This is a genomic window from Coleofasciculus sp. G3-WIS-01, assembly GCF_040223135.1.
Classification (GTDB): domain Bacteria; phylum Cyanobacteriota; class Cyanobacteriia; order Cyanobacteriales; family Coleofasciculaceae; genus Coleofasciculus.
Genome location: NZ_JAVJZI010000246.1, coordinates 22,112 through 34,341 on the forward strand (window position 1 = coordinate 22,112; position 12,230 = coordinate 34,341).

General features: G+C 48.8%; 4 protein-coding genes. 2 read left to right on the forward strand and 2 right to left on the reverse strand.

Features of this window, described 5'->3' with window-relative positions; translation table 11 throughout:
• Window positions 1–53 precede the first annotated feature (53 nt).
• Window positions 54–1,148, reverse strand: coding sequence for a RuBisCO accumulation factor 1 (locus RIM23_RS26090; protein ID WP_446370741.1), 1,095 nt, complete (start codon window positions 1,146–1,148; stop codon window positions 54–56).
• 446 nt (window positions 1,149–1,594) lie between these two features.
• Here RIM23_RS26090 and RIM23_RS26095 point away from each other — a divergent pair, with 446 nt between their 5' ends.
• Entirely contained in the window at window positions 1,595–2,536 is a 942-nt protein-coding gene (locus tag RIM23_RS26095) for a response regulator (protein ID WP_446370743.1), read from the forward strand.
• Between the two features lie 144 nt (window positions 2,537–2,680).
• Here the strand turns inward: RIM23_RS26095 and RIM23_RS26100 are convergent, their stop codons facing one another.
• Entirely contained in the window at window positions 2,681–10,705 is an 8,025-nt protein-coding gene (locus RIM23_RS26100; protein WP_446370745.1) for a LamG domain-containing protein, read from the reverse strand.
• Between the two features lie 326 nt (window positions 10,706–11,031).
• On the opposite strand from RIM23_RS26100, the gene ubiE reads away from it, so the two are divergent.
• On the forward strand, window positions 11,032–11,769 hold the full coding sequence (ubiE, locus tag RIM23_RS26105; protein ID WP_446370747.1) for a bifunctional demethylmenaquinone methyltransferase/2-methoxy-6-polyprenyl-1,4-benzoquinol methylase UbiE: 738 nt from the start codon (window positions 11,032–11,034) through the stop codon (window positions 11,767–11,769).
• Window positions 11,770–12,230 lie beyond the last annotated feature (461 nt).

Consider the following 12,230-nt stretch of genomic DNA (forward strand, 5'->3'; position numbering starts at 1 on the left):
GTAGATCGGTGATACCGATCACTCCCCCCTACACCCTACACCCCCTTAAACCTTCATTCATCAATTTGCCACAGATCCCGACTCAAGGGTTCATCGAGAATTTTCTTAGGACGCAACACGAGAATTATCTGTCCCAATAACGGTATATCGGGCTGTTCAGAAAACCACTCGATCGCTAAGGTTCCCGATTGATCGACCATAAAATAACTATCGGCATCCCATTGTGTGTTTTTTCGGTCAACAATGAGCAAAACCGCTTCTGATTTTTCATTCTCTTGCTTGGGAAGCTGAGTGCTGTTACACAAAATTGCCACAGGTTCTTGTGCCTTTGAGACGATTTGCCAACCAGGGATAGCGACAATCTGTTGCTGATGGGAAGCGTCCATAATATGAAAAGCCCCCTTTGTCTCAACCGCCTCCACTTGCTGGAACTCGGCGGTGGTTACCGGAAATTGACCCACCAAGGAGAGCAGTCGCGGTAACTGTTCACTATCTTCGACGCGATAGAAAGGCAAACGGGGTGCCCGACGGCGGCTACCCCCCAAGGGTTCTGTGAGTAACTGCTCAATTTCTTGACGCGAGGATTGGCTATGAGCAAACATTAACCCCCGTGCAACTAGCCGCGAGCGTTCCTGTAAATTCTGCTGTTGTTGGGCAAGTTTCCAGTATTGGTACGCCACAGCATCACCAGGATGGTTAGAAAATCCCTCGGGTGGGGTACGGCGACGGGATAACTCTTTCATCGCTTTTGCCACCTCACGGGCGCCATCAGAATCCAGATTTCTAGCAACAATAAACTCAGCCGCTGCAGCCCGTTCCGGTTGAGTGAGAATCCGCAACTCATATAGGATATCGCTCCCTGTCCGTTCAAAGCGCGATCGCACCGCCTCCGATACCCCAGCTTTGACTAACGTTTCATAGACCTGAAATGCTACAATGACTTGATTCTGTTGGATTGGCTCAAAGCCCGTTTGTTCAAAAATGGCTTGGGAGCTATAGCCAGCGCTTTGGAGTTGTTGACAAGCTTTTCCCCACTCCACCCAGTTACGTTCTTTGCGCCTGAGCAACTGAATCAGTGCATCAGCATCTACTGTCTCTGAGTTAGCTTGAGGGTTATGGTGAGGATTTGCGGGTGATATTTCAGTCATAATGGGAAGAAGAAGTTGCCGTGTTTTTGAGTTACCAGATGTCTTGAATTTCTCGTGATTAAATAGTAATAGATTTAAGCCACAACTAGCTAGGGGCTCCCCAAGGCAAGGGGTAGGAGAGATCTTGAAGCAGGGGTAGCAGGGGTAGCAGGGGTAGCAGGGGGAGAGGGAAAGAGAATTGATTCGATTAGGATTGAGCTAGGGACAAACCAATTAATATTGAGCTAGGGGCAGATAAAAAAATTAAACGTAAATGGCATTGACAAAACATGAGTTTGTCGTCGGTACAGAGTTTTCTAGAAACCCTCGCCTCCTGAGGATAAACCCTTAAGTCATTGACATTCGAGTTAGAACAGTTTACATCATTGGGCAGTGCTGAAAGCAAAAATCGCCTTCCCCTTGTGGCTCGCCCGTTCAAACTCACACTTGGAGTTTGTTGTAGTGTTATGGACAAGGTGAACCCTAATTTTGATAGTATCACTCGTCAGTTCATGAGTTTGGAGCGATCGCAAAAACCTAAAATGCTTGTGGTAGATGATGAACCCGATAACCTGGATCTCCTCTACCGCACCTTCCGGCGTCAGTTTAGTGTATTCAGAGCCGAAAGTGGCGCTCAAGCCCTCTCTATTCTGGCTAATCAGGGAGAAGTCGCCGTGATTATTTCTGATCAGCGGATGCCAGAAATGAAGGGAACGGAGTTTTTGAGCAAAACCGTCCCCCAGTTTCCCGATACCATGCGGATTATCTTAACCGGGTTTACGGATGTCGAAGACTTAGTCGAAGCCATTAATGCCGGACAAGTCTACCGCTATATCACCAAGCCGTGGGACCCGAATGAACTCAAAACCGTTGTGGAACGGGCAGTTCAAACTTACGAACTCCTGAAGCAACGCACCGAGGAATTGCAGCGAGCTCATGCTCAAATGGCACTGATGGAAACTCTGGTACAGATGGCACAAAGATCAGATAGCCTAGAAACCAGCTTGCCCCAAATCGCCCAAGTATTTAGCGACAGCTTTGGCACAGATGCCTGTATCCTGCAACTTGTAGAGGGCGATCGCTTGATGGATTTGCGAGGTTACTACACCAAAGAGGCATTTTCTGTCAACCCCCTAAACTCCGATCCCCTCTTAGCAGACGCGATCGCTAACCATCAGCTACAAGTCTGGATCAACACCCCTGGTGCAACTCCAAAAGTTGCCACAGACTATTATCAGGATATCGGCATTCAAGCCCACCTGCTGATTCCGATTATCCACCGCAGCGAACTTCTAGGGCTACTCTCACTCCAATGGCGAGAACAGGCGTGTAAACTGAGTGAAGATGAGCTAAAACTCATCCACCTATCAGCCCAGCAGGTGGGTTTAGCGATCGCGACAAGTCGTTGAGTGACGTTCTCCCCCATTAACCATGACTGTTGCTGGGTAATGATTTGGGAGCATCCCAATTTTGTGCGTTATACCAAGGTATCACCTATCGTAGAGGCACGGCATTGCCGTACCCCTACAGGTAGGTCTTAATCCAGAATCAGATCAGTCAATAATCCCATAGTAAATCTTGAGATAGTCAATAATTTCATCACTATGAGGTGCTAACTCCGGAAGATAAGTATTCAAGGCTTGGCGTACAGCATCAGCAAAGGCAACAGCATCCTGAGTTTTGCTGCGGACAAATGGGTCCAACTTCTGAATTAACAGCCAATTGCTGTCAATGTCCTGCGCCTTGAGAACAGCTTCCAGGGGGGGTTCGGTTAAGTCAGGGAAATCCGGGAGAATGCGGCTGACAAACGTCACCCGATGGAATACACGCCAGCAGGGGGGCTTTTTGTCCGATTGCTGGGCTTGACGTAACGCCACAGCATTGGGACTATCGCCCGCTAACCAAATCGGATCAACGACTTTGCCAAACAAATCTTCAAAGTTGCGATCCGAGCTATCCAGATAAAATGTCTTGAAGCGATAGGCATCAACTTTACCCGCTGCGGTGACAGCATTGCCATGATCATCGAAGACTGGTTTCCATTCATTATTTGCATCTGGAGCCGTCTTTTGTAAGTCACCGGGAACATCCACATTCACCTCGATACTGAAGGATTTTTCTGTATCCTTGGCTTTAGTTTTGGTGAGGCTGAAACCACCACCGATTGAAGCTTCAAATGCCAGATTGAAACCAATGCTGAAAATTTCCACATCGGTGCTGAAACTGCCACCTACGGCACCACTGAAGCTGAAAGAGCCAGCCGTGACTTCACTCTTAACATCAGTGGTTTCAGTGGTTTCGGCAAAGAAGCCACCATCAGCTGTCCAGACATAGGTATTCACCAAGTTGCGTTTGGCAAATTTTTGGGGCAATTCGAGGGAAGTACCTTGAGATAGGGCATCACCAAACCCGCCGACGATGGAACCAACCCCAGCCCCAACAGCCATACCCAACGGACCAGCCATAAGTCCGGCGGCGGCACCGGCGGCGGCACCAATGATCTGCCCGGTTTCCGCAATCTCAGTATCTGAGTTTTGGTAATAGTTGAGCAGGCGTTGCTCTTCCCGTTGGATGCGTCGTTCAATGGCGTAGGCTTCTTTGGGTTTGTAGTAGCTGTATTCCCCATATTGACGGGCATTGACATAATCGGGATCGAGAACCACAGCGCCTTGTTCATCGTAGCCCACGCGACCATCCAATGTACCCTGCTTGGTATAGCGAGGGTTCATTTGGAAGGGAATAATATTCCAGTCGATGGGAATATCCGGATTGGGTAGCATCCGGAACGAAACCAGAGCGTTGTTGTGGGCGAGGCGCAGGGCAAAAATATCTGCCGTTTGGGATTGGACTAGGGCAAAGCCCATATTTCCCGGTTGAACGCGCCGCCCGACAGCAGGATTAAGCTGCTGTCCGAGTCCTGCTCCTTCCAGAGAGCCGCCCAGAGCAACAGACATGGTGCGGGTGCGGTTAATACTGGTGCCTAAACTTTCTTCCTGAGACCAGCTATTCGAGGTGTCAAAGGTTCCTTCCACACCTACTTTTACTTCCGCCTGAACTAATTTTTTCGCCGTACCGATACCCAAGGGAGCTGTAATTAGCAAATCATCGGAACCTGAACTGTAGGAACCTGCCCCCTTAAATCCCAGATCAAAACTTTCTTCTTTGGAGGCTGAAAGGGTATAGGTGACGGTTTCACTTTCCACAACTTCGATGTTGGAGACTTCCTCAATCAAATCGTAGCGAGAGCTGACAACCCCACCCGTCAGGTTTTCACTGGGAACTGGGGGTACACCTTCAATGTAACCAATGACTTGAGGATCGAATTGGGCTTGTCCAATCCATTCCGTCACCAGATTGCCCACTTTGTAGCCTGTGACTAAGCACCATTGACCGTTTTGTAAGTAACTGTAGCAGCGTTTGAGGACACCACCCAGGTTGCCCTGATTGTCCCGTTGTAAATCAGCATATTCGACAACTGATGGGGTACTGTCAATTTGTTCGTGGAAGTCGGTGCTGACACTGGCAAGGGCAGAGCGGACGGCTGCCGTATCATTGCTAATGGGTGCAGTGGAGAGGAAGATCAGCGGTTTGCTATCACCACTGGGTACAGACAGATGATTCCCCCGCAAACTGTTATCGTTGAGCTGAGTCGCATCGCTACGGCTGGAGTCGTCGTCAAAGGTGTAGTAGGCGAGGAGGTCTTGTTTTTCCCCTTTGAGGCGGGTGAACAGGTTGTCGCCAATTTGCTCATCGGTGCGAAGGGTGCGCCAGATACGAACTTCTTCCAGGATACCTTGGAAACAGTCCTGGGATGCCCCATTGAGTTTGTAACCCGCCATACTGAACTGGGCATCGCCCCAATTGGGAGTTCCCGATGTCAGGGCGTGTGCGGCGAGAGGCAAACCATTTAACAACAGGTAAAAGGGACTTCCATTGGGATCGGGATTTCGCACCCAACGGGCACCTTTAATTTTGCCATGGTTGTTACTCTTGCTATCAATGGCGACGTTGCCTTCGTTCTCTTCAAACTGCCACCAACTGACTAAACCCGACTCACCGCCTTGGATGTTTTTGCCGATATCTTTCTCGTCACGAGCTTTGTTCCAAAGCCGCACTTCGGAGATGGTGCCCTGGAAATAGGAAATCTGACGGGGGGAGGATTGGCAACGACCAATTTCTAAGGGTTGATCATTACCCAGGGGCGCTTCGCCGTCGTAGCGGTCTACTCCCCGTTTGACACCATTAATATAGAAGGTAATGTCGAACCATTCGTCTACAGTAACGGATTTAATCGCCTTGATGGTTTTGTTCTGACCATCAATTGTTATGGTTTGGTCGCCTTCCTCTTGGTGTTGAGTGGTGCCCTTCTTGCGGGTGACGGCAACCCGATAGAATGTGCCAGGGGTTAGGGCTTGAGTCGAGTAATAGGTATGGTTGCCACCGTCGGCATCTTCAAAGGTGAATTCTAACGTGCCATCACCAGCGACTTTGAGTTGGTAAGGAACACTTTTGTCTTGTTGATCAAAAAATCCTTTACCGATAATACCCTGACTACTACCCCGGTTATTGAACTGGATAAAGGCTTCGATGGTGAGATCTTCACCAATATCAAGCATTTGATTATTGCCGCAGTCGAGGTGGCTTTGTCCGTTAAAGCTGAGCCCGTGAGACTGGCGGAAACATAAGGCGATATGATGCCACTGTTCAGGGGTTAGGGTTTCTTTACTCTTGAGCCAGCGTTGTCCCTGGTGGTTTCCTGGCGTTCCGTGGCTGACGCCAGCAATCAGCACGTAAGTTAGGAGTTGGTCTGGAGCCGCAGTAACAGTTGGATTACCGTGGATTGTGCCATGATAACCATTGGGTCCGCGATCTTGGGCTTCACCATTGATGAAGGTGTAGCAAGCGACTAAATCAGTTTCATTACCCTGGAGGCGACGATTCATGTCCGCCTGAATTTCGGTTTGAGAGCGATCGCGTTGCCAAATTGCTACCGCGTCTATTTGTCCTGGGAAATACAACTCGGGAGCTTTTTCTGTCGCGCCTGCACCTATCCTCAGTGGATAATTCGTGTTAGGCGAAAAGGTGGTAGTCTTACTATCAGACAATTGACCATTGACGTAGAAACGCATAGTCTGACCATCGTAAGTCCCTGCCAAATGCGTCCAGGTATTGATTTGTACGTCTGAACCAGTAAGAGTCTGCCAGCTACCAGATTCGTTCCCACACCAGAATTGCCACTTGTTATTTGAACCCGCGTAGAATATGTATCCTGTTTGTGGGTTGTCACCACGGGAGCAAACAGGACAGCGATAATTATTGTCTCCCCCCGTAACTTTGACCCAGCAAGATACAGTAAATTGACTGGGATTGAGTTGTGAGCGATAGGAAACTTCAACATAATCGCTAGTTCCGTTGCACAGTAGAGAGGAGTCTAGTGTCGCTTTTTGTAAGGCGAGAGTATAGGCGGCATCAGCAGAACAGTGATGGATTAAGCGAGAGGTTCCTTGGTTCGTGTCACTGGGATTCACCCAGGCTTCCACCGTTAGATCCGAGTTCATCGCCGTTTGAGCTAGCTTGGCGCTAGGTAACGAAAGCAAATCACTATTGCTGCTGAAGTAGTAGGCACGTCCAGGTGTGTTGGCAATCCAAAGGCTGTCTCGTCCAGGAGTGACGGTTGCGTCTCCGTTGACTACCCCATTTAAAATTGTAGTGGCAGTGAGTGCAGGTAAGGCATCGGGTTTGTCCACAGAAGTTGGCGCACCGTGAACTGTTCCATGGTAAGCATTGCGGCTGCGATCGCGGGCTTTGCCATTTTCAAAGCTATAACAAGCCACCAAACTAGCTTCTTTCCCGCTTAAACGCTGGTTCATATTAGCCAGAATGTCGGCTTCAGAGCGTGCAGAACTCCAAATGCGACATTCATCGATCTCACCGTCCCAATAATAATCATCGCTAGAGTTCGGGATGCAACCTAGAGTTATCATGGTAAAGTCTCCGATGCTGCGAGTTTTTCCAGTTCCAGAGGCTGCCAGATTACCATTGCGGTAAATCGCCATGGTACCGTCGGTGGCATTTTTCACAAACGCCCAGTGAACCCAAACACCTTTGTAATCAGCATCTTGAACGGATAGTTGTAGGCGATCGCAATTACCAGCATCTCCTGCATCCCAAGTCACCGAACTAGTACTCCAAGGAAAGTGAATGGTGAATATTCGCTCTCCTGCGGCATTGTTGGCATCAATAATGGAAGTGTTTTTAGGCAGCCCTGCACCCCCCTTTGCCCAGAACTCGATGGTGATTTCCGGATTAATCAGGGTGCTTATCTCTGGCGGCAGATCCACGTAGTCATTTTGCCCATCCAAGTTCAAGGCTGTCTGACTGTCTGTTTGCTCTTGGTATTCTCCTTGCCCTTGGGCGGAAGCAACCACTTGCAGCGATCGCTCTTTAACACTATAAGCTGACGGACTCACGGTGGCGGTGACGTCTGCTGGTTGATCTCCTGTGCCATTCAGAATATCGGTAAACAGTTGGGGATCGCGGGGCAAATCCGTCCAAGTTTCCGTGATGCCGCGATCGGGATTCGTAATCACCAGGGTACAAGTGTTAATTATGCGACCATCGCTGATGGTTGCGGTCATATTGTTGCTGCCTGCAGAACGAGCTAGCAACGTTACGCCACTCTCAGCAAACTGCAAGCGGGTTCGTGCCACTAGAGTCTGGAAATAGGCTGCCATGAACTGTCCAGAGTCATCGGGATAGTAGAGGGTAAGCTCTCCCGTTGCTCCATCTAACATTGTTGGTGTATGGGTGCTCGGAGCAAACTTGATTAAGCTGCCGTTCACCGTCAAGCCAGAAGCATCAATATGGACAAGCCCCATCGGTAAGCGAACTTCCTGTTTTTCGCCCCCAGTTAATACGCTCAACTCGCTTTGTTTATCAGTTAGATTGTTCTGCTTTTGTAAGAAAAGAGATTGTTTCGTCGAGAGAAGCGCTTGCTGAGCAATTAGACTGTTCACTAACGTGGTCTGAGCATTAAGCTGTGTTTGCTTTTGGCTGATCTGATTAGTAATTTCACTAATTCTAGTGGTGTTCCATAGATCACCTTGGATCACCTCTAGAATGCTGTTATCGTATGGGGTAGTCTGACCAAGACCTCCATACTTATTACCATCCCAGGAACGCCAATATTCTAGACTCGTCCCAATCCGAATCTGGTTAGTAGAAACCGAATGTACGGTAGAACTGTCTGTCCGATTTTGGAGGACGTGGCATGGCTCCCCCCGAACCAATATCCCGGCTCGCCCTTTGTTGTATATATAAAAACTCCCATCATTGTTTCTAGCAAAGCGCCAGTAAACACGATCCCCGTGTTCATGATCATTAGGAGAAGCGTAAACCCAACCTGCATCTGCAGCCTCTACTACAAGATACCTTTGGTTGCAAGTGAGTTTTAACTTACACCAGTGATTTTTAAAGTTAGCTTGTTCAAAAGCTTTCTCGTTTTGCAGAGCTGCAATCTCGCTCTCTAAGTTTTGTTTGATACTAGTCTCAAGCGGAATGCGATCAACATCGCTTTGTATAACCGCAATTTCCTGGTTAAGCTGCTCAATATCATCCGTCAGGGTACGAATTTCCCCTTCCAGACTGGAAATGGCTGCCGTATCATCACTAGCTTGAGGTTGTTCCAGCACAGGCAGATCGATCGCATCAGGTGTGCTTGGCAGTCGTCCTTCCCGGGAAACGGCAAAATCCAGGGTGGCTACCGCCGGATCACCGCCACTGCTGGAATTTGTGGCGGCGGCTACCATGACGCGGGCACTTTTCTTCATCGGTTTGCTGCTGCCGTCGTACCCAGTCGCCACTGCTTCCTGCTGGTAGTACAGTTTAGCTGACAATGAATCCACAATTGTCCGATCTGTGAATGAGAAACTGCTGCGACGCATTCCCGGATGATCGCCAATGGGCGCATCAGAAGCCACCCACTCAGGTGTACCGTGAATGGTGCCATAGTTACCCTTATCGGTTTGATCAAAAGCCCGATTACCTGCCCCTTCATCAAAGCGCCAGTAACCCACTAGCCCCGGTTCATTACCAATTAAACGCCGCAAACGATCGCTGTTTATCTCATACCCTGTCCGGGCATAGCCCCACACCCGTGCTTCATCAATTTGTCCGGCAAATAGGTTATCTGCGTTACGGTTTGCTCCGAGTCGGACGTGAGTAAATTGAGAAGAAAGCGTCAGGGTTTGAGACAGGACTTCTGTACCATCTAAGAAGCCTTTGAGAGTCGTGCCATCATAGCCAATCACGAGATGTTGCCAGTCGAGAGCGATCGCGCCGATGGTAAAATACCCATCTGCATGATTGAACCGCCAGTTCCCTGCCCCATCGCTATCTATCTGAAATGAGCCAGTTGTGGTAGCACTATTACTAGAGGCAAAAATTCCTGCCGATTCCGGCAAATCCTGCTGTGCGGCGCGTACCCACATCTCAATCGTAAAGGCGGTGGGTGTCCAGGCTGGGTTGAGAACCACCTCAACATAGTTACTGCTCCCATCAAACCCTAAAGCGGTTTCGGCATGGTTTGTGGCTTGAGTAACAGGGACCAAAGCCGCACCGGTAAAGGGATCGGCTCCCGGTTCCCGTTCTAGTACCGCATCCTTATATTGAGGAGCGGGGCTGGTGTAGAGTTGGGTGCCTTGGGGATTAAACAGTCCATCACCAGCCACTTCTAAGTTAAAGGCATCAATGCGCTGGGTGGCGCTATTGTGGGCAAAAAACTGCCAGCGTTTAATCCCATTCACTTGGGTGGGCAGTTGCAATACCGTAAAGCCCCCAGCGGTTAAGTTGCGAATAAACGCTAGTTCTTGGGTTGGCTCAAAGAAGGGATTCCCTTCCATATCCTTCGCCCCGAGGCTATCGGTTTGACTAGCAGGGCGGGTTTTGTGGCGGCTGCGCTGGTAGCGGACTTCCCGGTTGGGTTGTAGGATATTACCACAGAGAATGAAGCGATCGCACAATAACGTCCGGTCTACAATCGCTACCTTATTGCCATCGCTTAACTGAAAATCACTGTCTGGACGATTCGGATCTCCTGATGCACCACCGCTGTTGAGTTTGTTAACCGCATTCGGATCATTGGCGGCAATTGCCTGACGGAAGACAAAAATATGGTGATTATCAGAAAACACTTGGAACGGTGCATCTGCTGTCAGTCGAGCGGTTGTGGACAGAAAGTGATCCACTTCATTGGGTAATAACTGACTCGGATTCGCTGCTTCTTGGCGAGTATCTGCCTTTACCGTTGGCATCCGGGTGTTGTCAACGACGCTGTAGCCTACCTGAGTAATTTCATTAGGAAACCGGAGTTCTTCTGGGTTTTCGGGCCAATAAGCGGCATCAAACTCCCCCTTTTTTGGATCTATTTTGGACATATTCAAAACCGCGTAGCGAATACGCTGTTGATGATCCATCGCAAAGGCGATGACAGTTCCTTTGTGAGTCACCATCGCGGTGTGCTGGTAAGACTTATCGCTATAGGTTTTGAGAAGCTTTTCCGAAAGATTAGCTGTTGGCATTTGTTTTTATTTCTTTTGGTAGATGCGTTTTAAATGGCTGTCAATTATATATAATTTTTTTTATAAAAAATGTCAAGCAAAAAATGTTAAAAAATGTTAGAATTTCTCCACAACGGATGCCCGACCAGGTTTTTTTGGTTACACGACTTTGGGTTGTTTACTCCAATCACGAGAAATGAACACAATCCTGTGTGTTTTCAGCCACCCGTTAACCCTAAACGGGTATAATGGGCGATCCCTGCCGACATTTAGCTGGGAGACCAATGACCAATGACCAATGACCAATGACCAATGACCAATGACCAATGACCAATAACCAATGACCAATGACCAATGACCCATCAGAGATCCGCCATTTATTTGATCGCATCGCCCCGGTTTACGACCAACTCAACCAGTGGTTAAGTTTGGGTCAACACCGGATCTGGAAACGGATGGCGGTAAAGTGGTGTGACCTAAAGCCCGGTGAGATTGGTTTGGATTTATGCTGTGGTAGTGGCGATTTAGCTGAACTTTTAGCCCGATACGTGGGTGCAACGGGTCAGGTGTATGGGGTTGATTTTTCTCCTGGGCTACTCGCGATCGCTAAAGCTAGATTTACCCATCATTATCCCCCCTTAACCATCCACTGGATTGAAGCAGATGCTCTAGATTTACCCTTCGAGGATAATTTTTTCCACGGCGCCACCATGGGGTATGGTTTGCGGAACGTTACCGATATTCCCCGTTGTTTGCGACAACTGTACCGAGTCCTCAAACCGGGTGCAAAGGCGGCTATCTTAGACTTTCATCGTCCCCAACACTCACCCCTGCGTCAGTTTCAGCAATGGTATCTAGACACAATTGTCGTACCCCGTGCCAAATCCTTGGGCTTAGAACAAGAATATGCCTACATCACTCCCAGCTTAGAGCGATTTCCCAACGGCAAGCAGCAAGTTAAACTTGCTCACCAGGCTGGATTTGCCCACGCCACTCACTATCCCATCGCTGGGGGGATGATGGGCGTTTTGGTCCTCAGGAAACCGGAGAGTCTTGATGGGGCGGGTAAGCGGCTTGAAACCTAGGCATAGTTGGAGGTGTGGGGTGTCATTTAGCTTTTTTACCGCCCTTTGAGCTGTAGAGCCTAAAATGGGGATCAGGGATTGGGGATTATATAGCTGTCGTCATCGGGTTAACAACTCATATAAAACGCTGTATATATAAAACGCCAACGTCAACCCTTTCCACCAATCCTTGGTTATAGAAGCGCCGTAAAACCCACGTCTTTTAAGCGTGGGATATGAGGCGGGTCATCGGAGGGACGTAGATGACCAAATTACAAAGGTGCTCTTAAACGAGCTATCAAGCTTGTGATCAACTCAGACTTGCTCATTCCCCGCCTGGTAGCCTCTTCCTTTAGTTGTCGCATTTCATACTTAGTTAATCTCATATCTAGTCTTTGTGTTTTCATCAGTACACACAATTGATTACACACACATCTACTATAATGTAAAAAGCACATTGAGAGGTCGATTCAATGCTAGTT

Excerpts from the sequence above, each read along its gene's own strand:
- RIM23_RS26090 (WP_446370741.1), bottom strand. The coding sequence starts at position 1,148 with ATGACTGAAATATCACCCGCAAATCCTCACCATAACCCTCAAGCTAAC.
- RIM23_RS26095 (WP_446370743.1), top strand. The coding sequence starts at position 1,595 with ATGGACAAGGTGAACCCTAATTTTGATAGTATCACTCGTCAGTTCATG.
- RIM23_RS26100 (WP_446370745.1), bottom strand. The coding sequence starts at position 10,705 with ATGCCAACAGCTAATCTTTCGGAAAAGCTTCTCAAAACCTATAGCGAT.
- ubiE (WP_446370747.1), top strand. The coding sequence starts at position 11,032 with ATGACCAATGACCCATCAGAGATCCGCCATTTATTTGATCGCATCGCC.